Raw genomic sequence first — 20,591 nt, 5'->3', positions numbered from 1 at the left:
CAAATTGATCGTATATTAGCCATCAACACGATGTCAATGAATTATCCCTGAGCGCGTTTTCTCCGCCAGACCGCCAGGATGTTCTCTACAATTGTCAATGCAGGAGTCGGTATGCCGGACATTTCCCATCTCATTAGCGCCTTGAAAAATATATTGCCAGAACAGCAGGTACTGAGCGACCGCGAAACCCTTCAGGCCTCAAGCCACGATACCTGGCCACTGTCGACAAAGCTCAGGCGCTTAGGGTGCCATGATTACCAGGCGGACGTTGTGGTGAAGGTCACCGATGAGCAACAGATCCAGCAGGTGCTCGCGCTGGCGACGGAGAACGATACGCCGGTCACCCCTCGGGCCCTGGCTTCTTCGGTCACCGGACAGCCGCTACCCACGCGGGGCGGTATCGTCCTCGATCTCACCGGCATGGCGCATCAGCGCGCAATCAATACGACCAACCTGACCGTTGAAGTCTCCGCCGGCTACAACGGCGGTCAGCTTGAAGATGAACTGCAGCAGATGGGCTGGACGCTAGGACACTCACCGCAATCGCTGTACCAGTCCAGCGTCGGCGGCTGGCTATCAACGCTGGCGACCGGCCAGTTCTCCTCTTATTACGGCGGAATTGAAGATCTCATCACCGCCTATACGGTTATCCTCGCAACGGGTGAAAAGGTACGGCTGAAAGCCTCGCCGCGCGCGGCGATGGGGCCGGATCTACGCCAGCTTTTTATCGGCGCAGAAGGAACGCTGGGCGTAGTAACCTCGGTGCAGCTCAAGATATTCCCGCTGCCGCAAACGCGTCTTTACGACACCCTGGAGCTGCCCTCCGTCGAAGCTGGACTGCAGATCATGCGCGAACAGGCGATGGCCGGGCTGCGCCCTTTCCTCCTCCGGGTGTACGATCCCAGCGAAGCCCGTCACGCTATGCAAAATCCGGCTCAGGACAAGCCGGTGATGTTCCTCGGCACTCAGGGCGTTGAGGCCGTTGCCCGCGCGGAAATGGACGCATTTATGACCCTTGTCCAGCGTCACGGCGGCAAATCGATCGGTACTCAGGGTGTACTGCAGTGGATGGATCGCCGCTTCGACTTCTCAACGGTCGAAAAGCTGCTGGATTGCAGCGGCGGCTTTGCCGAAACCATCGAAGTCGCCCATACCTGGGACGGTATTGCCAGCCTGTATCACGACCTGAATCAAGCGCTGACGCCGCTGGCCGGCGAAGTTCTCTCGCATTTCTCCCACGTCTATCCGCAGGGGACCTCCATGTACATGATCCTTCTCGGGCACGAAGCCAACGACACCGAGGCGGTCGATAAGCTGCGCACTATCTGGCGGGAGGCGATGCGCGTCTGCCTGGCGCACGGCGCCGAGCTCTCGCACCACCACGGCGGTGGACTGGTACGCTCACCCTATGCCCGGGAATCGCTTGGTTCGGCGCATATACTGCTGCGACGCGTCAAGCAGGCGCTCGATCCAAACGGCATTCTCAACCCTGGCAAACTGGGGCTATAACGCTTAACTGAGGGTCATCACCATGTGGTTTCTCGGCATTGATATTGGCACCACGCATATAAAAATTATCGGCATCGACGAAGAAGGTCAGCCGCTGGCGGTGAAAAAGTGCCGCACACCCGTCCTCCAGCGCGACGGGCTGACCTTCCATGATGCACAGGCGGTTTGGCAAACCGTGGCGGCGCTTATCATCGACTATTCCCGCAGCGAGGCCCGCGCCTGCGGCCCGCTGGCGGCGATCTCCATCGGCACCTTCGGCCAGGAGGAGTCGGTGGCGGTCAATCGCTATGGTGATGTTATCTATCCATCGCTGGCGTGGTGGGAAAACTACCCTGCCGCCGCGCTGCCCGACGACGTCCATCTCTGGCTGGATAGCCAGGCGCATTATGCTGTTTCCGGGATGCGATCGCGCCCGAACCAGAGTCCGGAACGGCTGAGCTGGATACGCCAGCAGCATCCCGAACTCTGGCGAAAAATCGACCAGTGGGTAGATTTCGGCAGCTACACAATGTGGCGTTTAACCGGCGAATGGCGGGCCTGCACCTCGCAAATAACCCACTCGCAGTGCGTCGATTTACAATCGATGCATCTCCATGAACCCACGCTGGATAGGCTCGGACTGCGCCCCGAAATTTTCCCGGCTACGGTTAACACCGGCGAGCACTGCGGGGAGATTAGCCCTCAGGCTCTTCCCGGAGTGGCGCTGCATCCCGCAGCCTGCGTTTTTGCCGGCGGGCACGATCAAATTATTGCCGCCTGGGCGGTTCAGAGTCGCCAGCCCACTCACGTCTTCGATTCGATCGGCACCTCGGAATATCTGATGGTGCTGACGCCTCACTTCCCGGATACGCCTATCGCCTGGCAGCTTGGCGTGGATATCGAACGAACCTGGCAGCCGGGAGAATTTGTCATGGGCTGCGCAACGCCGTCGGGGAAAATCATTCAGACGCTGGCGGAACTGCTCTATCAGGGGGATTACGATCCGCTGTTTCGCGAGCTGCTCGAGGAGGCGCGCACGCCTGGCGTGTCGGTCTCGGTTAATGAAGACGAATCTCTGGGCCTGTTTTCACTGCACCATTTGCCTGCCGGTGTTCAGCCAGCAAATATCGTGCAGGCGACCCTGAATCATATCGCCGATCGCGCATTTCGACTGCTGACCAGGATGTGCGAGATTGGCGCAATCCGTCCGCAGGATGCCGTGCTGATGGGCTCGCTATTCCAGCGCAAAGAGATGCTTGAGCACCGAAAACGTCGTTGGAAAATGCCGCTGTTCGTCAGCGAGCTCGCTGAACCGGTTGCCACCGGCGCCGCCATGATCGCTCGCGAAAGCTGGCTCATTACCACTCACCGGGAGAACCGCCTGTGAACGTGCTTATCGCCTCGCTGAATACGGCTATTGAACGCCTGCTGCTGGTCGACCAACAGCGTCCCGGAACGGTCCATCGCCTGCTGAACGATAAAACCCTGGCCGGCGGGAAAGGGGTGAACGTGGCGCGCGTTTTACGCCAGCTTCAGCCACAGCTGGAAAACGCGCCGGCGCCCCTACTGCTCGGTTTTCTTGGCGGCGCGACGGGTCGGCTATGCCGCGAGCTGCTGGCCGAGGAAGGGCTGGACGGACGCTGGTGCGAGATTGCCGCCAGCACCCGCATCTGCGAGGTGGTAACGGAGCAAAAAGCACCGGACAAAGCCAGCGTCTACAACGCCGTCGGCCCGGCTATTCAGCCCGAAGAATACCGCCGTTTGTGGAACATGCTGGCGACGGAGCTTCCTCGCGCCAGCGCCGTTGTCTGCACCGGTTCTCTGGCGCAGAACCTGACGCCGGACGAGTACGGGCGCTGGATATCCCTGGCCCGCGAACATGGCGTCCTTTCGCTGCTCGATACTCACGGAGCCGCGCTGCTGCAATCCGCCGCCGCGCTGCCCGACATCATCAAAATCAACCGCGATGAGCTGCGGCAGGCCAATGCGGAGACGGCGGACGATTTACCCGGCCACTGGATCGCGCAGGGCGTGCGCTGCGTGATTATTACCGATGGGCAGCAGCCGACCCAGGCGCTGACCCCGGACGGAAATTTTACAATCGCCGCCCCCGCCGTGGCGATGCTCAGCGCCGTCGGCTCCGGTGATGCGTACTGCGCCGGGCTCATCGCCAGCCTGCTGGCCCGGCCGAAGTCGGGCTGGGCGGCGCACCTGACGCTCGCGGCGGCCTGCGGCGCGGCCAATGCGGCCAGCTCAACGGCGGGCCTGGCCGCCGACGTCAGCCTTCATGTATTACAACAACGCTGCGCGGTACGCGCGGTACGCTCACCCGCCTAATAACGGAGTGTATTATGGTCAGTCATGCCTCTATCTCAGCAAAAACCGCCTGGATGCGTAACGTTCTGTTGATCTCCATTGTGACCGCCGTCGGCGGGTTTCTGTTTGGTTTTGATAACGGCAGTATTTCCGGCTCCGTCGGTTTTTTACAAAGCAAATTCACCCTTGATGCGAACGGTATCGGCTGGGTAACGTCTTCGATTATCGTGGGCTGTATCATCGGTGTTGCGCTGGCGGGGCCGCTTTCCGATGCGGTAGGACGAAAAAAAGTTCTGCTGCTGACGGCGCTGATTTTTATTTTTGGCGTACTCGGTCAGGCCATGGCGACCTCGGCGGAGATGCTGGTGTGGTTTCGCATCCTCGTGGGGGTGGGTATCGGCGTGGAAACAACCATCGCGCCGCTCTACATCGCCGAGGTTTCTCCGGCGCACATTCGCGGTCGACTGGTCTCGTTAAATCAGCTTTTTAACTGCGTGGGCAATCTGGCTATTTTTTCGATTGCGGCAATCATCGCCAGTAGCGCCAGCGAAGCGTGGAATATCGAATACGGCTGGCGGGTTATCTTCGCGACCGGCATCGCCCCCGCGGCGATCTTTCTGATCCTGCTGACATGGGTGCCGGAAAGCCCACGCTGGCTGCTGCGCAAGGGGCATGATGCGAAGGGGCTCGAGGTGCTGCGAAAAATTAATCCGGATGAGGCAACGGCCAGGCAGCAGCTGGCGGCGATCCAGGCCGCGTTACAAAACGAAAGCCAGTTTCGGCTGAGTGAGCTGTTTACCCCCCGCCTGCGTAAGGCGCTGATCGTCGGCTTTTGCGTGGCGCTGTTTCAACAAATTACCGGGATTAACGCCATTTTTTACTACGCCCCGGAAATCTTTAAAACAGCGGGTGTGGATGTCAGCGGCGCGATGTCTTTTACCGTGCTGATTGGCCTGACGCTGGTTATTTCGACCCTGCTCTCCATGTGGATCATTGATAGAGTCGGACGCCGCTCGCTGCTGATTTTCGGCTCTATCGGTATGACGATTGCGCTAACCTGTATTGGGATGCTGTTCCGCGCCAGCGAAGCGCACACCACCCTGCTGCTGCTGAGTATTCTCGCCTATGTGGCTATTTTCGCCGTCTCTTATGGCACCGTGGCCTACGTCATCATCGCAGAAATATTCCCTATTCAGGTCCGCGGCGTGGCGGTTTCTATCGCAACGTTTGCCCTTTGGGGAGGCAACTTCTTCGTGTCGCGCTTTTTCCCGGTCCTCGTGGAAAATATCAGTGCGGCAAGCACATTCTTTATTTTTGCCGCCACATCGGCGGTCGCGCTAATTTTTGTCCTGACCATGGTTCCTGAAACTAAAGGCAAGACCCTGGAGGAAATAGAGCTCGAATTACACCATAAATAATCCTTAGCCCACGGCGGGAGCGTTTCACCACCTGACACCCTGTGCCGTATTTTACTTATATAAATAACACTATCCGGAGTACATTATGAGACCTGGAAAAATCCTACATCCACAAATCGCCTCAGCGTTAGCCAGTTTAGGGCATGGCGACATTATATTAGTTACCGATGCCGGTGCCCCGATTCCCGCTAACGCGAACCGCATCGATCTTGCCTTTTATTCCGGGAGCGTCGATCTTCTTGAAATTCTCGCCGTTCTACGCAATGAAATTTTCATCGAAGAAGTTATTTTTGCCGATGAGGTCCCGGATAATAATCCAAAACTACTCACCCGCGTAACCGAGATATTTACCGGCAGCGGTGCGGACTTCACCTTGATTCCGCACAGCAATCTCGTTACCGATATTTATCCGCGGGCTAAAGTGACTATTCGTTCCGGTTCACTGATGCCCTGGGGAAACTTTGCGCTGGTCGCCAGCACCGATCCTGATGCCTGGTTCGACGACTCCATGAAAATCATCCCTGAATATATTGAACGCTCCCGGCGCATTACCGACAAGGCCGTACCAAAAATAAAAAAAGTTTACTAACGGGTGCCTGCACATGAATACAACACATTATATGAGTTATAAATTATCCCTCATTGCCTCATTAGCGGGGTTGTTGTATGGTTTTGATTCCGCAGTTATCGCTGGGGCAATTTCTCATCTCAGTAAATATTTTTCACTTGATGCTATCGGTACCGGATGGGCGGTTTCTTCGGTCGTTTTAGGGTTTATGATAGGCGCACTGAGCGGGCAGTTTATCAATAACTCTTTGGGGCGGAAAAAAGCATTACTGATCTCCGGGTTACTGGTTTTTTTAGCGGGGATATTCACCGCATTCCCCTATAACTTTACCCTGTTTATCCTGTTCAGGATCCTTGGTGGCATCGGCGTGGGCCTGGGTTCGGCAACCGCCCCCGTGTATATCGGCGAAATATCGGCACAGGAAATACGCGGTAAAACGCTGGGTTTTTACCAGATGATGATCGCTTTCGGCATCCTGCTGGTCTATCTGGTCAATGCGCTGGTCGCCGCACAGGCGCCAGATCAGGCGTGGGCGACCCAATATTCATGGCGCTTTATGTTAGGCGCGATGGCGCTTCCCGGCTGTTTGTTTATGATCCTCGTCTGCTTTTTGCCAGAATCCCCACGTTGGCTAATGGGTAAAAACAGGGATGCCGAAGCAAATAAGATAATGAAATATATTAATGGCGAGGGCTATGACTGTACCGCTGAATTGTCGGAAATTAAACGCTCATTTGCCGATAGCGGGGTCGGAAGCTCAGAGGCCACCACCTCACTATTATCGAAAAAATACCGCAGAGTATCATTTACGATCCTCGCCATGGCGCTGCTGGCAAATCTTTGTGGCATTAACGCCGTCCTGTATTATGGCAACGTATTACTTGAAAATATTGGCATCGCCAACGAACGCACCGCCTATTATCAGCAAATTATTATCGGTATCGCATTTTTTGCCGCTGCGGTATGGGCCGTATATCGGGTGGATAAATATGGTCGACGTAAGCTCCTGATCGTCGGATCGTTTGTCTGCTTTGTATCGCTTACGCTGCTCGGAATTTTAATCTGGATGGGCATCACCAGCATCTTTATGCTGGCGATTATGATTATCTATATTTTATTTTTTGGCGGAACCGTCGGACCTATTCTATGGATAATTATCCCGGAGCTGTCACCGAATATTATTCGCGGTAAGCTGATGTCGTGGGCGACATTTTTAATCTGGAGCGGCAGCTTTATTGTCTCCCAGACCTTCCCGATGCTGACGGATAGCCGCGTGCTCAACGAGTGGTTCAACGGCAGTTTCCCTTTCCTGCTCTATGGATTGTGCTGTCTGCTATGGTTTTTACTCAATCTCTTCTGCGTAACGGAGACCAAAGATAAATCCCTTGAGCAAATCAGCGCCGAGATGAGCGCGGCCTGAATACGACACGACCCGCCTTCAAAAAAGCACGCTAACCCTGCCCGCCTACGCGCAGGGTTAGCAAGCCGCTTTAACGCTGGCAGCCGGGGCACCAGTAGAACGGCCTGGAGGAGAGCATGGTTCTCTCGATAAGCGTGCCGCAGCGTTCGCAGGGCTCGCCGTCGCGGTGGAAAACCTTAAAGCGAAACAGCGCCCCATGATGCAGATTGTCATCCACCTGGCCACGGGTAGTGTAGGACAGACGCGGGATCGCCAGCAGCGCCTGCGCCAGCGCATCGAGCTGGCTGTCCGTCAGCGCCGAGGCCTTGTGTCGCCCGGTCAATCCCACCTGCCAGAGGATTTCAACGCGCAGATAGTTGCCCAGCCCGGCGAGGAATGCCTGGTCCAGCAGCAGGCCGGAAAACTGACGCTGACGGAATTTTGCCGACAGCAGGCGGGCCTTGACCTCTTCCACCGTCAGGCTCATATCCAGCACGTCGGGGCCGACCCGGAGTAAAAACGGGTGTACCGCCAGCTGCGCCGGGGTCAATATTTCAATATCCGAAGCGCTGTAGAGCAGTACCGCCTTCTCCGCCGTCTGCAGCCTGACGCGCAGAATGCGGTTGGTCAACGGCTGCTCCCCTGCCGCGACCACGCGCCACACGCCGTATAGCTGATTGTGGCTGTACAGCGTCAGCCCGCCGGAGAAATGCGTCAACAGCGCTTTGCCGCGCGTCTCAATGTGCGTCACCTGCTGGCCCGCCAGCTCAGACTGCCAGGGCTGCAGCTGCGGGAAGGCAAACCAGACCTCGGTCAGGGGTTTGCCTTTAATCGCCAATTCCAGGCTATCCGCCGCGCGGCGGATTTCCGGACCTTCCGGCATAATATCGTCCTTCTGTTAGTGCATCGCGCCGCCGGTAACGCTGAGATCGTCGTCGTGAGTCAAGGATACGGCAATCGCCGTTTCCAGCGCCGCTCGTATCGTTTCCAGCGCCATACTCGCCTCACCGGGATGGGCCGCCGCCTGCTCCGGCAGATACGGAATATGAATAAAGCCGCCTTTTACGCCAGCCTGACCCTGCAGCTTGTGCAGCAGACCGTACATAACGTGATTACACACGAAGGTCCCCGCCGTTTGTGATACCGAAGCGGGAATGCCCTGCTGGCGCAGCGCGGCGACGATCGCTTTGATCGGCACGCTGCTGAACCAGGCGGCCGGACCACCGGCCACAATCGGCCGATCGATCGGCTGCTGGCCCTTGTTATCCGGGATCCGCGCATCGTCGACGTTTATCGCCACGCGTTCAACGGTAATATCAGCCCGCCCTCCCGCCTGGCCAATAGCAAGGGTTAACGCGGGCCTGAATTCATCCAGCGCGGCGTGAAGCACCGTCAGCGCCTCGTTAAAAACGCAGGGCAGCTGCCGCGCCACGACGCGCTCTCCGGCAATGATAGCGCCATCGAGTCGCTTTACCACTTCCCACGAAGGGTTAACCGCTTCGCCGTCAAACGGTTCGAAACCGGTGATCAATACGCCAGCCATGCTCCCTTCTCCTCTCCCGATATCGCTATAGTATGTTGTAACTACCTACCGACCTGGTCTTCCACTGCGGCGCTAACCTGAACGTGGCGTCCGGCAAACGCCGCGCGTAAACGGCGGGCAAACTCCAGCGCGTGCTCCCCGTCGCCGTGCAGACAAACGGTTTCCGCCATAACGTGCGCCCACTCGCCGGTGACGCTGCGCACCCGGTGGTGCTGCACCATTTCCAGAGTTTGCGCCAGCGCCTGCTCCTCATCGGCAATCAGCGCGCCGGGCTGTGAACGCGGCACCAGGCTGCCGTCGGCCAGGTATCCCCGGTCGGCAAACACCTCCTGGCGGGTGGGTAGCCGGTAATGCTGGCCCGCCCGAATCAGCTCGCTCCCCGCCAGCCCAACCAGCACCAGCTCGGGATTAAAATCGCGAACGGCTCTGGCAATCGCATCCGCCAGCGGAGCCTCTTTTGCCGCCTGGTTGTAGAGCATCCCGTGCGGCTTGACGTGCCGCAGCTCGCCGCCCTCGGCGCGGACAATCGCGGCCAGGGCGCCAATCTGGTATAGCGTCTGGACGTAAACCGTTTCCGGCGGCAGCTGCATCGCGGTACGGCCAAAATTTTGCCGGTCGGGATAGCCCGGATGCGCGCCAATCGCAACGCCGTTTTTGAGCGCCTCGCGCACGCACTGGTGCATCAGCAGCGCATCGCCGGCGTGAAAACCACAGGCGATATTGGCGGAAGAGACCAGCTGTAAAAGAGCGCTGTCGTTGGCACAGCCTTCGCCAAGATCGGCATTAAGGTCAATTATCATCGTTAAGCCTCCACGCCAGCTGGTCCAGGTAGCGCTGGCGGTCGGCGCGCGCTTTCAGCGCCTCCTCCAGCGAGCAGGGAACAAAGTGAATGGGCTGACCCAAAGGAATTTGCGCCAGCTGGTACATATCCGCCTCAATGATGCTCGCAATCCGCGGATAGCCGCCGGTGGTTTGCGCATCGTTCATCAGCACAATCGGCTGACCGCTATGCGGCACCTGCACCACGCCGGGCAGCAGGCCGTGAGAGAGCATTTCGCGGTCGGTGGTGCGTACGAGCGGCTGTCCCTGCAGGCGGTAGCCCATTCGGTTGCTCTGCGCGCTCAGCTGCCACGGCGAGCGCCAGAAGGAGGCCTGCGAGGCGCTGTCGAATTCATGATATTCCGGCCCCGGCAGCGCGCGAATGCGGTTGCCGATCGGCAGCTGCCTGACGCCCTGCGGGCCGCTGAACTCGCGGGACGCTTTGCCCAGTTTTAGCCGATCGCCGTCCTGCAGACGTCGCCCTTCCAGCCCGCCAATTCCGACCTTCAGGTCCGTGCTGCGCGATCCCAGCACCACCGGTACGTCGATGCCCCCCGCCACCGCCAGATAGCTGCGGATACCGTACTGAGGATTTTTTAGCACCAGATGCTGGCCGGCTTTCGCCGCCGTCCGCCAGCCGACCCATACCGGCCTGCCGTCCACCGTCGCCTCACAGGCGGCGCCAGTCAGCGCAAACCAGCAGTCGCGTTCAAACTCAATATCCGCCTGCCCAAGGGTGATCTCCAGAGCGGCCGCATTGGCGTCATTCCCCACCAGCAGGTTAGCGATCGTCAGCGACGGCTTATCCAGCGCGCCGCAGCGGCTGATGGCCGACCGGCGCTGTCCTTCCCGTCCGCCGTCCTGCACCGAGGTGTACATTCCGGCGCGGATCATCTTCAACATAGGCCCTCCTTTTGCGGCACAAAGCGCACCCGGTCGCCAGAGCGCAGCAGCGCCGGCTCTTTACGCTGCGCATCAAATAGCGCCAGCGGCGTGCGCCCCAGCAACTGCCAGCCGCCCGGCGTCGCCAGCGGATAGACGCCGGTTTGCGCGCCGCCGATGCCGACTGACCCCGCCGCAACCTGCAGGCGCGGCTCAGCGCGACGCGGCATTGCCAGCTGCTCCGGCAGGCCGCCGAGATAGGGGAAGCCCGGCTGGAAGCCGAGGAACCACACTACGTACTCCACCGACGAATGCAGCTCCACCACCTGCTTCTCCGTCAGCCCGCAGTGGCGCGCCACCTCACCGAGGTCGGGGCCCGCTTCTCCGCCGTAGATGACCGGGATCGCAATCTCCCGCGACTCAGGCTCAAGGGCTTCACTCTCTTCCCACCAGCGCTGTAAACGTTCAATCGCATCCCACGCCATGAGCTGCGGATGGCGCAGCACCACGGTGATATTGTTCATCCCCGGTATCACATCCACCGCATCTTCATGGTCCGCCAACCGCTGGGCCAGGCGCCAGATGCGCTTTTGGCTTTCCAGCGTCACCGGGGGCTCCAGCTCCAGCACTACCGCCGTTTCGCCTAGCAGATAACAACGCGCTCGCTGCACTTTTCTCTCTCCCTTAAGCCGGGTTGGGGATATCAATAAACGTGACGTCCAGATCGGTATTTTCCGTCAGCCATTCGCTGAGGGCGCGAATACCGCCTCGCTCGGTGGCATGGTGCCCGGCGGCATAAAAATGCAGTGACTGCTCGCGCGCCGAGTGGATGGTTTGCTCCGACACTTCGCCGGTAATAAAAGCGTCGACGCCAAAGCGCGCCGCGCTGTCGATAAAGCCCTGGCCGCCGCCGGTGCACCACGCTACCCGGGAGACTTTTTCCGGCCCGGTATCGCCGCACCACAGCGGTTTGCGACCCAGACGCGCTTCAACCCACGAGGCCAGCTCGAGGCCGGAGACCGGCATCGACAGTTCGCCCCACGGCACCAGGGGTTCAATTTCGCCCTTGATAGTGATACCCAGCAGCTGGGCCAGCTGCGCGTTATTGCCCAGTTCAGGGTGAGCATCCAGCGGCAGGTGCCAGCCGTAGAGGTTGATATCGTTGGCCAGCAGGGTCTTCAGACGCTGGCGCTTGATGCCTCGAATCTCCGGCGTCTCTCCCTTCCAGAAATAGCCGTGATGGACAATCACCGCGTCCGCCTGCAGGCGGACGGCCTCATCCAGCAGCGCCTGGCTGGCGGTCACGCCGGTGACAATTCGTTGCACCGTCTCGCGTCCTTCCACCTGCAGGCCGTTCGGCGCGTAGTCGCTAAAGGCCGCGCTATTGAGCTTTTCGTTAATGAGTTGTTCCAGTTCGCTATTTTTCATTGCCGCTCCATCAGGTCGTTATGTTATCTGCGAAGATAACATAACGATAACCTCGCTGACCGTCGATAGCACGCTCGCAACGCGCTCTATTTTGACTTTTAGCTTAAAGCCGCAATTTGTCTACCCACCTCTTCGCGCATTCGTGTATATTTATGCACTATTACAGCATATTAAATAACCAGAAAGCCTTTTAGACCATGAATTTCACTACTAAATAGCTATTCATGCAGGAAGATCGACTTTCGTTTTACGGCAGGAACTGAGCGTTACATGAACACACAATCATCGCAGCCGCGCGCTATCTACTACGTCGTCGCGCTGCAAATCTGGGAATATTTCAGTTTTTACGGTATGCGGGCGCTGCTGATTTTGTACCTCACCAATCAGCTTAAGTATGATGATAACCACGCCTACGCCCTCTTCAGCGCCTACTGTTCCCTGGTTTACGTTACGCCGATCCTCGGCGGCTTTCTGGCCGATAAGCTGTTAGGCAACCGCATGGCGGTGATGATCGGCGCGCTGCTGATGGCCATTGGCCACCTGGTGCTCGGCGCCAGCGAAATCGCCCCCACCTTCCTCTACCTGTCGCTGGCCATTATCGTTTGCGGCTACGGGCTGTTTAAGTCCAACGTCAGCTGCCTGCTCGGTGAGCTATACGAGCCGACCGATCCGCGCCGCGACGGCGGCTTCTCGCTGATGTACGCCGCGGGCAATATCGGCTCGATTATCGCGCCTATCGCCTGCGGATACGTGCAGGAAGAGTACAGCTGGGCAATGGGCTTCGCGCTAGCGGCCATCGGCATGATCGCCGGGCTGGTGATCTTCCTCTGCGGCAGCCGTCATTTTCGCCACACCTCCGGCGTCAATCGCGAGGCGCTGCTCGCCCGCCACTTTCTGCTGCCGAACTGGGGCTGGCTGCTGGTGCTGCTGGTGGCTACGCCGCTGCTGATTACGGTGCTGTTCTGGCAGGAGTGGTCGGTCTATGCGCTGATTGTCGCCACCGTCATTGGCCTGGCGGTGCTGGCAAGGATCTATCTGCGGGCGGATACCGCCAAACAGCGCCGGGATCTGCGGCTGATTATTATCCTGACCGGCTTCAGCCTGCTGTTCTGGGCCTTTGCCCAGCAGGGCGGCAGCTCTATCAGCCTCTACATCGACCGCTTCGTTAACCGCCACGTGATGAGCTACGAAGTCCCGACCGCAATGTTCCAGTCGGTGAACGCCTTTGCGGTGATGCTCTGCGGAATGGTGCTGGCGTGGCTGGTCAAAGAGAATATCACCGGTAACCGCACCGTGCGCATCTGGGGCAAATTTGCGCTCGGCCTTGGCCTGATGAGCGCCGGCTTTTGTATCCTGACGCTGAGCGCCCGCTGGTCGGCAACCTACGGCCACTCCTCAATGCCGCTGATGGTGCTGGGGCTGGCGGTCATGGGCTTTGCCGAACTGTTTATCGATCCGGTGGCGATGTCGCAGATTACGCGGATTGAAATACCCGGCGTCACCGGCGTGCTGACCGGCATCTATATGCTGCTCTCCGGCGCCATCGCCAACTATCTGGCGGGGGTTATCGCCGACCAGACGTCGCAGGCTTCGTTCGATTCGGCCGGGGCGGCGCACTACGCGATTGAGGCCTACATCGACGTGTTCAGCCAGATTACCTGGGGCTCGCTGGCCTGCGTAGGCCTGGTGCTGGCAATCTGGCTCTATCACTCCCTGCGGGTCAGGACCCGCCGCCTGGCGCTGGAGTAGCGCCTTTGCTGGCGGCTTCCCAGGCTGCCAGCGTCTCCAGCCGCGCCTGCTTGTGATCGACCAGTGGGCGCGGGTACGCCAGGGTTACGCCCTGCTTATCGGCCCAGACCCACGGCTGGTGCAGGGCCTTTTCCGGCACCGCTGCCAGCTCCGGCAGCCATTGGCGAATAAACCCTCCCGCTTTATCAAACTTCTCGCCCTGAGTCGTGGGGTTGAAGATGCGGAAATAGGGCGCCGCATCGGTCCCGGTAGACGCCGCCCACTGCCAGCCGCCGTTATTGGCGGCTAAATCGCCGTCGATCAGCTGGCTGATGAAATAGCGCTCGCCGGCGCGCCAGTCGACGCGCAGATCCTTCACCAGAAAGCTGGCGACAATCATCCGCAGGCGGTTGTGCATCCAGCCCGTCGCGTTGAGCTGACGCATCGCGGCATCGACAATCGGAAAGCCGGTACGCCCCTCCTGCCACGCCTGCAGCCCCGGCGCATCATCGCGCCACGCCACCCGGTCGGTCCAGGCGATAAACGGCCGCCCCTTGCACAGCCTCGGATAGTAAACCATCAGGTGGCGGTAGAACTCGCGCCAGATAAGCTCGTTGAGCCACACCGACCCGCCCTCGCCGTCCAGCGCGCCGGGCAGCTCCGCCAGCAGACGATGCAAGCACTGGCGCGGCGAGAGCACGCCCGTCGCCAGGCACGGCGAAAACCGGCTGGTACCCTCCAGCGCCGGAAAATCGCGCTGCTGGTCATAATCGGCGGCCTTATGCTGGCAAAAAGCGCGCAGGCCGGCGATGGCCGCTTTTTCGTCAGCGGCAAACAGCAGCGGATCGAACGCCGTCTGGGGGTAGTCAATCTCCCGCAGGGCGGCGGGCGTCAGCGGCTCGTTTTTACGCACCTTCGGCGCCGCGACGCACTCCGGCAGCGTCTCGCGCAGGCGGCGAACAAAGGCATTTTTGAAGGGCGTGAAAACCTTATACATTTCACGACTGCCGGTCAGCACGCTGCCGGGCGGCAGCAGCAGGCTGTCGTCAAACCCCTGGCACACCACGCGGCTCAGCGTTTTCTCCGCCGCCGCGTCGCGCTGGCGCTCGTTAATTTCATACTGATAGTTGTAAAACAGATGGCTGACCTGCTGCTCCTCGCAGAAGCGGGCCAGCAGGGCGACGCTGGCGGAGAAATCTGTCGCCTGCGCCACCTGCAGGGCGATACCGCGCTCGCCCAGCGCGGTCTGCAGGCTGCGCAGATGGCTAACGATAAACGCCGCCTGACGCGGCGCCATCCCGTGCTGGCGCCACTGTTCGGGCGTGGCGATAAACAGCGCCAGAACCCTGGCGTCGGGATCGCGGCAGGCCGCAGCCAGCGCCAGATTATCGTGAATGCGCAGATCCGCGCGAAACCAGACCAGATGGGTGGCCATAAAACTCCTGCTCTTATGCTCTTAATAACGTCTCGTTAGCCCTGCGCCTCGGGCCAGGGATTGAAATAGCGCTGGTTGGCGAGCCAGGGATCGGGAAATTCGCTCATATAGTGTTGGAGGAGGCTCACCGGCGCAAGCAGCGGCTGCTCGCCGCGGCGATACTGGTCAATCAGCGAGGTCAGCTCCTGCTTCTGCTGCGCGGTCAAATGCTCGCGAAAGTAGCCCTGAACGTGCATCAGCACGTTGGTGTGGTTGGCGCGGGTGGAGGGATGGGCCAGCAGCTTCACCAGCCGCTCGCGGTAGGCCACAAAAAATTTCTCCAGCGACGGCCAGCGGGCGATCTCCGCCACGAAGGGACCAATCTGGCGATATTCAGGCTGTGAATGGGCCAGCAGTAACAGCTTATAGCGGCTGTGAAAATCCATTAGCCGGCCGCGGGTCAGCCCGTCGCGGCGCAAATTATCCAGCTCGCGCAGGGTGTAAAGACGGGTTTGCTCATCGTCCTCTAGCCAGTTATCGCTCATGACGGCTCCTTTATCGTTAAGAGCTCTCAGTGTAAGCCACTACGGGCGAAAAAAAACCGCCGGAAAACCGGCGGTTGCTTTATCAGTCGACAGGCTGGCTATCAGTAAAAATCAGCGGCGGCCTTTTCGGCCTGCGCCATCCATACCGGCTGTTCGCTGGTCTTCGCCCATACGCGGTGCAGCCAGCTGTAGTAGCGGGCTCTGTCTTTCCAGAACAGCATCACCGGAAGTGCCGCTACGCCGGCCACGACGGCGAAAGCGCGACGTAAGAAGACTACGTGAGCAGGATAAGTTTTGTATAACGCCATAATTTCTCTCCCTTATGTCAGGCCGGCAATTAACGCCGGTAAATTATCAATGTCTCTCTGCGCAAAATAATAGCGCTTTGGTTGTAATTTTACTACTCATCCGACCACTAAAAGCGGCTTATTTAGCCTTTATTTACATTCACCCGGTAACTTAGTTACAGAAAAGTTAAATTAATACTAACCATTAGTTAAATAATGGTCTTTGGCATTTTTATACTTTTTTTACACCGCCCCCGCCGATTTTTGCAAAATCTTTGCGCCGTAATTCCTATCCTGCGGGTAAATCGTAAATACACCCGGAGGTGGATTGTGAGTGCAGGCGTAATCGCTGGCGTGGCGCTGGTGTTCCTGTTGCTGGCTTACTTGGTTTATGCCCTGATCAACGCGGAGGCATTCTGATGGCCGCTCAAGGATTTTTACTTATCGCCAGTTTTATTCTGCTGCTGATGGTTCTGGCCCGCCCGCTGGGAACGGTGCTTGCCAGAATGATTGCCGATACCCCGCTGCCCGGCCTGGCCAGGATAGAGCGCGGGATCTGGCGCGTCGCAGGTATTCGTTCGCAGGAGATGAACTGGTATCAGTATCTCTTCGCCATTCTGCTGTTTAACGCCCTCGGGCTGGTGGCGCTGTTTACGCTGCTGATGCTGCAGGGATCGCTGCCGCTGAACCCTCAGCATCTGCCCGGCCTCTCCTGGGACCTGGCGCTGAACACGGCGGTGAGCTTTGTCAGCAACACCAACTGGCAGGCCTACGCCGGCGAAACCACCATGAGCTACCTCAGCCAGATGGCGGGCCTGGCGGTGCAGAACTTCCTCTCTGCGGCAACCGGCATTGCGGTGATCTTCGCCTTCACCCGCGCCTGGTCACGCCAGCAGGTGAGCACCCTCGGCAACGCCTGGATCGACCTCACCCGCATCACGCTCTGGCTGCTGCTGCCGATCTCGCTGCTGATCGCTCTGTTCTTTATTCAGCAGGGCGTGCCGCAAAATCTGCTGCCGTATCAGGCGTTCACCTCCCTGGAAGGCGTACGCCAGACGCTGCCGATGGGGCCGGTGGCGTCGCAGGAAGCCATTAAAATGCTGGGGACCAACGGCGGCGGATTCTTTAACGCTAACTCGGCGCATCCGTTCGAAAACCCGACGGCGCTAAGCAATATGGTGCAGATGCTGGCGATCTTCCTGATCCCGGCGGCGCTGTGCTTTGCCTTCGGCGAAGCGGTGGGCGATCGCCGTCAGGGCCGGGCAATTCTGTGGGCCATGGCGCTTATCTTCATCGTCTGCGTGGCGGTAGTGATGTGGGCGGAAACCCACGGCAACCCGCACCTGCTGGCGCTTGGCGCCGATAGCAGTGTCAATATGGAGGGCAAAGAGAGCCGCTTTGGCATTTTAGCCAGCAGCCTGTTTGCGGTGGTGACCACGGCCGCCTCCTGCGGTGCGGTAAACGCCATGCATGACTCCTTTACCGCTCTGGGCGGCATGGTGCCGATGTGGCTGATGCAGATCGGCGAGGTGGTCTTCGGCGGCGTCGGATCGGGCCTGTACGGCATGCTGCTGTTCGTCATGCTGGCGGTATTTATCGCCGGACTGATGATCGGCCGGACGCCGGAATATCTCGGTAAAAAGATCGACGTGCGCGAGATGAAAATGATCGCCCTGGCGATCCTCGTCGCCCCGACTCTGGTTCTGCTCGGCACCGCGCTGGCGATGATGACCGATGCCGGACGGGCGGCGATGTTTAACCCCGGCCCGCACGGCTTTAGCGAGGTGCTGTACGCCGTCACCTCGGCGGCCAATAACAACGGCAGCGCCTTCGCCGGCCTGAGCGCGGCCACCCCGTTTTGGAACCTGCTGCTGGCGTTCTGCATGCTGGCCGGTCGTTTCGCGGTCATCATTCCGGTGATGGCGATTGCCGGCTCGCTGGTCGGCAAGAAAATTCAGCCCGCCAGCACCGGCACGCTCGCCACCCATGACGTGCTGTTTATCGGCCTGCTGATCGGTACCGTGCTGCTGGTTGGCGCCCTGACCTTTATCCCCGCGCTGGCACTCGGCCCGCTGGCGGAACACTTCTCCTTACTTTAAGCGATGCGGAGCAACCTGTTATGAGTCGCAAACAATTAGCCCTGCTGGAGCCGACGCTGGTGCGCCAGGCGCTGCTGGACGCGGTGAAAAAGCTCAACCCTGCGGTGCAGTGGCGTAACCCGGTGATGTTCATTGTCTGGATCGGCAGCCTGGTCACCACCCTGCTCGCCGTCGGCATGACCAGCGGGCATATCGCCGGCAGCGCCGGTTTTACCGCCGCCGTGAGCATCTGGCTGTGGTTTACCGTGCTGTTCGCCAACTTTGCCGAAGCGATGGCGGAGGGGCGCAGTAAGGCCCAGGCCAACAGCCTGAAAGGCGTGAAAAAGACCTCATTCGCCCGCAAGCTTCGCGCCCCGCAGCACGATGCCCAGATCGACCATATTCCGGCCGAGGACCTGCGCAAAGGCGACGTGGTGCTGGTGGAAGCCGGGGATATCATTCCCTGCGATGGCGAAGTGATTGAAGGCGGCGCTTCGGTGGATGAGAGCGCCATCACCGGGGAATCGGCACCGGTGATCCGCGAATCCGGCGGCGACTTCGCGTCGGTCACCGGCGGGACGCGCATTCTCTCCGACTGGCTGGTGATCCGCTGCAGCGTTAACCCCGGCGAAACCTTCCTTGACCGGATGATCGCGATGGTGGAAGGCGCCCAGCGGCGCAAAACGCCGAACGAGATCGCGCTGACGATCCTGCTCATCGCCCTGACGCTAGTGTTCCTGCTGGCCACCGCCACTATCTGGCCCTTCTCCGCGTGGAGCGGCAGCGCGGTCAGCGTAACGGTACTGGTGGCGCTGCTGGTATGCCTGATCCCCACCACCATCGGCGGCCTGCTGTCGGCCATCGGCGTCGCCGGGATGAGCCGCATGCTGGGCGCGAACGTCATCGCCACCAGCGGGCGCGCGGTTGAAGCCGCCGGCGACGTTGACGTCCTGCTGCTGGATAAAACCGGCACCATCACCCTCGGCAACCGTCAGGCTTCGGCCTTCCTGCCGGCCCGCGGCGTAGAGGAGCGAACCCTCGCCGACGCGGCGCAGCTCTCCTCCCTGGCCGATGAGACGCCTGAAGGCCGCAGCATCGTCGTGCTGGCTAAACAGCGCTTTAACCTCCGCGAGCGCGACCTGCAGTCGCTGCAGGCGACCTTCGTGCCGTTCACCGCCCAAACGCGGATGAGCGGCATCAACATCGACCAGCGCATGATCCGCAAAGGTTCGGTCGATGCCATTCGTCGCCACGTCGAGGCCAACGGCGGCCACTTCCCGACGGACGTCGATAAACAGGTGGAAGAGGTTGCCCGCCTGGGCGCCACGCCGCTGGTGGTGGCCGAAGGCGAGCGCGTACTGGGGGTTATCTCATTGAAAGATATCGTCAAGGGCGGGATCAAGGAGCGCTTTGCCCAGCTGCGCAAGATGGGCATCAAAACGGTGATGATCACCGGCGATAACCGCCTGACCGCGGCGGCGATTGCCGCCGAAGCGGGCGTCGATGATTTTCTCGCCGAAGCGACGCCGGAAGCCAAGCTGGCGCTGATTCGCCAGTACCAGTCAGAAGGTCGGCTGGTAGCGATGACCGGCGACGGCACCAACGATGCCCCGGCGCTGGCCCAGGCCGACGTCGCGGTGGCGATGAACTCCGGTACCCAGGCGGCAAAAGAGGCCGGAAATATGGTCGACCTCGACTCCAACCCGACCAAATTAATTGAGGTGGTGCATATCGGTAAACAGATGCTGATGACCCGGGGTTCGTTAACCACCTTCAGTATCGCCAACGACGTGGCGAAATACTTTGCCATTATTCCGGCCGCCTTTGCCGCCGTTTACCCGCAGCTCGCCATGCTTAACGTGATGCGCCTGCACTCGCCGTCATCGGCGATCCTCAGCGCGGTTATCTTTAACGCGCTGATTATCGTTTTCCTGATCCCGCTGGCGCTGAAGGGCGTGAGCTATCGCCCGCTGTCGGCATCGGCCATGCTGCGCCGTAACCTGTGGGTCTACGGTCTTGGCGGGCTGCTGGTACCGTTTGTCGGCATCAAAATCATCGATCTGCTGCTGACCCTGACCGGGTTGGTGTGAGGAACATACCATGTCATTCATTCGTCCGGCCGTTGTGCTATTTATTCTGTTAACGCTGCTCACCGGCGGGCTCTATCCGCTGCTGACTACCGCTCTGGGGCAGTGGTGGTTCCCCCAGCAGGCGAACGGTTCGCTGATTCGCATTGATGGCGAGGTGCGCGGCTCCAGCCTGATTGGGCAAAACTTTACCGCCGCAGGCTATTTCCAGGGGCGGCCTTCGGCCATCGCCCAAACGGCAGATAGCCCGCTGGCGTCCGGCGGGAGCAACCTCGCCGCCAGCAACCCGGCGCTGGATAAAGTCATTGGTGAACGGGTAGAGGCGCTGCGCCGCGCCAACCCCGACGCCAGCCCGCGGGTGCCGGTGGAGCTGGTCACCGCCTCGGCGAGCGGGCTGGATAATGGCCTGACGCCGGCGGCCGCGCTGTGGCAGGTTCCGCGCATCGCCAAAGCCCGCCGGCTGAGCGCCGAGCTGGTCACCGGGCTGGTGAATGAGGCGACGCAAAAACCGCTGGCCAGTTTTCTCGGCCAACCTGTGGTAAATATACTGCAGCTGAATATGGCGCTGAATGCCTTGAAGGATAACTAAAA

General features: G+C 59.8%; 19 protein-coding genes and 1 pseudogene. 11 read left to right on the top strand and 9 right to left on the bottom strand.

The window, feature by feature from the left end; all coding sequences use genetic code 11:
- Positions 1-111: 111 nt before the first annotated feature.
- The 6 genes from GVK32_RS19765 (at position 112) to GVK32_RS19740 (ending at position 7,210) form a co-directional block, all read left to right on the top strand.
- On the top strand, positions 112-1,509 hold the full coding sequence (locus GVK32_RS19765) for an FAD-binding oxidoreductase (RefSeq protein ID WP_159872015.1): 1,398 nt from the start codon (positions 112-114) through the stop codon (positions 1,507-1,509).
- A gap of 22 nt (positions 1,510-1,531) precedes the next feature.
- On the top strand, positions 1,532-2,875 hold the full coding sequence (locus tag GVK32_RS19760) for an L-fuculokinase (RefSeq protein ID WP_159872013.1): 1,344 nt from the start codon (positions 1,532-1,534) through the stop codon (positions 2,873-2,875).
- Entirely contained in the window at positions 2,872-3,825 is a 954-nt protein-coding gene (locus GVK32_RS19755; RefSeq protein ID WP_159872011.1) for a 1-phosphofructokinase family hexose kinase, read from the top strand. The genes GVK32_RS19760 and GVK32_RS19755 overlap by 4 nt, the downstream gene beginning before the upstream one ends.
- Before the next feature lie 14 nt (positions 3,826-3,839).
- A complete protein-coding gene (locus tag GVK32_RS19750; RefSeq protein WP_159872009.1) occupies positions 3,840-5,222 on the top strand; it encodes a sugar porter family MFS transporter in 1,383 nt (460 codons plus the stop codon).
- Positions 5,223-5,307: 85 nt separating this feature from the next.
- On the top strand, positions 5,308-5,811 hold the full coding sequence (locus GVK32_RS19745; RefSeq protein ID WP_159872007.1) for an RbsD/FucU domain-containing protein: 504 nt from the start codon (positions 5,308-5,310) through the stop codon (positions 5,809-5,811).
- Positions 5,812-5,824: 13 nt separating this feature from the next.
- The gene (locus tag GVK32_RS19740) at positions 5,825-7,210 is read left to right on the top strand and encodes a sugar porter family MFS transporter (RefSeq protein WP_159872004.1); all 1,386 of its coding nucleotides are present in this window, start codon (positions 5,825-5,827) and stop codon (positions 7,208-7,210) included.
- 70 nt (positions 7,211-7,280) lie between these two features.
- On the opposite strand, the gene nei is transcribed toward GVK32_RS19740, so the two are convergent.
- From nei to GVK32_RS19710, 6 genes are read right to left on the bottom strand one after another with little or no spacing between them, the layout of a single operon-like run.
- Positions 7,281-8,072 carry an endonuclease VIII gene (nei, locus tag GVK32_RS19735; RefSeq protein ID WP_159872001.1) on the bottom strand — a complete coding sequence of 264 codons (792 nt, stop codon included), beginning with the start codon at positions 8,070-8,072 and terminating at the stop codon, positions 7,281-7,283.
- Positions 8,073-8,087: 15 nt separating this feature from the next.
- Positions 8,088-8,732, bottom strand: coding sequence for a pyroglutamyl-peptidase I (pcp, locus tag GVK32_RS19730; protein WP_159871999.1), 645 nt, complete (start codon positions 8,730-8,732; stop codon positions 8,088-8,090).
- A 41-nt stretch (positions 8,733-8,773) separates the two neighbouring features.
- Positions 8,774-9,532, bottom strand: coding sequence for a 5-oxoprolinase subunit PxpA (gene pxpA, locus GVK32_RS19725; RefSeq protein ID WP_123707031.1), 759 nt, complete (start codon positions 9,530-9,532; stop codon positions 8,774-8,776).
- A complete protein-coding gene (pxpC, locus tag GVK32_RS19720; RefSeq protein ID WP_159871996.1) occupies positions 9,522-10,454 on the bottom strand; it encodes a 5-oxoprolinase subunit PxpC in 933 nt (310 codons plus the stop codon). Before pxpC ends, pxpA begins: the two co-directional genes overlap by 11 nt.
- A complete protein-coding gene (gene pxpB / locus GVK32_RS19715) occupies positions 10,448-11,104 on the bottom strand; it encodes a 5-oxoprolinase subunit PxpB (protein ID WP_045854492.1) in 657 nt (218 codons plus the stop codon). The genes pxpC and pxpB overlap by 7 nt, the downstream gene beginning before the upstream one ends.
- A 13-nt stretch (positions 11,105-11,117) precedes the next feature.
- Entirely contained in the window at positions 11,118-11,861 is a 744-nt protein-coding gene (locus GVK32_RS19710) for a type 2 GTP cyclohydrolase I (protein WP_159871993.1), read from the bottom strand.
- A 270-nt stretch (positions 11,862-12,131) separates the two neighbouring features.
- Here GVK32_RS19710 and dtpD point away from each other — a divergent pair, with 270 nt between their 5' ends.
- Positions 12,132-13,610, top strand: a complete 1,479-nt coding sequence (gene dtpD, locus GVK32_RS19705) for a dipeptide permease DtpD (RefSeq protein WP_159871990.1) — start codon at positions 12,132-12,134, stop codon at positions 13,608-13,610.
- Here dtpD and phrB read toward each other — a convergent pair.
- The 3 genes and pseudogenes from phrB to GVK32_RS19690 form a co-directional block, all read right to left on the bottom strand.
- Positions 13,582-15,024 carry a deoxyribodipyrimidine photo-lyase gene (gene phrB, locus GVK32_RS19700; RefSeq protein ID WP_159871987.1) on the bottom strand — a complete coding sequence of 481 codons (1,443 nt, stop codon included), beginning with the start codon at positions 15,022-15,024 and terminating at the stop codon, positions 13,582-13,584. The genes dtpD and phrB overlap by 29 nt on opposite strands.
- Positions 15,025-15,059: 35 nt before the next feature.
- Positions 15,060-15,548, bottom strand: a pseudogene (locus tag GVK32_RS19695) (YbgA family protein); the annotation flags it as partial.
- A gap of 101 nt (positions 15,549-15,649) precedes the next feature.
- Positions 15,650-15,856, bottom strand: a complete 207-nt coding sequence (locus GVK32_RS19690; protein ID WP_004859627.1) for a DUF2517 family protein — start codon at positions 15,854-15,856, stop codon at positions 15,650-15,652.
- Positions 15,857-16,165: 309 nt separating this feature from the next.
- Between GVK32_RS19690 and kdpF the strand changes: the two genes are divergently transcribed.
- From kdpF to kdpC, 4 genes are read left to right on the top strand one after another with little or no spacing between them, the layout of a single operon-like run.
- Complete coding sequence (kdpF, locus tag GVK32_RS19685; RefSeq protein ID WP_015584874.1) at positions 16,166-16,255, top strand: K(+)-transporting ATPase subunit F; 90 nt, start codon at positions 16,166-16,168, stop codon at positions 16,253-16,255.
- Positions 16,255-17,934 (top strand): potassium-transporting ATPase subunit KdpA, encoded by a 1,680-nt coding sequence (gene kdpA / locus GVK32_RS19680; protein ID WP_159871982.1) that lies wholly within the window; start codon positions 16,255-16,257, stop codon positions 17,932-17,934. Before kdpF ends, kdpA begins: the two co-directional genes overlap by 1 nt.
- A gap of 20 nt (positions 17,935-17,954) precedes the next feature.
- Positions 17,955-20,003, top strand: coding sequence for a potassium-transporting ATPase subunit KdpB (kdpB, locus tag GVK32_RS19675; RefSeq protein ID WP_159871979.1), 2,049 nt, complete (start codon positions 17,955-17,957; stop codon positions 20,001-20,003).
- Positions 20,004-20,013: 10 nt separating this feature from the next.
- On the top strand, positions 20,014-20,589 hold the full coding sequence (gene kdpC, locus GVK32_RS19670; protein ID WP_159871976.1) for a potassium-transporting ATPase subunit KdpC: 576 nt from the start codon (positions 20,014-20,016) through the stop codon (positions 20,587-20,589).
- Positions 20,590-20,591 lie beyond the last annotated feature (2 nt).

Origin of the sequence: Klebsiella sp. 18074 (assembly GCF_902705905.1) — a bacterium.
GTDB classification, from domain to species: Bacteria; Pseudomonadota; Gammaproteobacteria; order Enterobacterales; family Enterobacteriaceae; genus Klebsiella; species Klebsiella terrigena.
Note: the sequence above shows the minus strand (reverse complement) of the source record. Positions and strands in the feature narration are given on the sequence as shown.